Below are 289 nucleotides of genomic sequence, written 5' to 3'. Positions count from 1 at the left end.
TGAAGGCCTTCGGATTGAGAGCACTGGTCACCGCAACAGAAATGGCGTCGCCGCTTTTGGCAGCGTTGATCCGGGCGCTTGCCGTAAGACGCAGGCCAAGAATGACGAGCCACCCGGCCGCTACCAGCCTGAGTATTTGAATGGCGTCAGGCGACACGAAGGGACGCAGTGAAAACCAGCACGCGGATGCGATCCCGTATCCGCATGCCTGAGCGGCCAAGAGCCTGACCGCTTTCTCCCGCTTGACCGACCCTGTCAGCAAAAGAGCGTTGGTTGGCCCTGGTGCGAC

The 289-nt window shown here is 60.9% G+C and carries 1 pseudogene; it reads right to left on the bottom strand.

Annotated features, from left to right (window positions below):
- Positions 1-220: pseudogene (locus tag EN859_RS38920) on the bottom strand (hypothetical protein); the annotation flags it as partial.
- Positions 221-289: the final 69 nt, after the last annotated feature.

The organism is Mesorhizobium sp. M00.F.Ca.ET.216.01.1.1 (assembly GCF_004010325.2).
In the GTDB taxonomy this organism is placed as follows: domain Bacteria; phylum Pseudomonadota; class Alphaproteobacteria; order Rhizobiales; family Rhizobiaceae; genus Mesorhizobium.
This window is presented reverse-complemented; position numbering and strand designations above follow the sequence as displayed.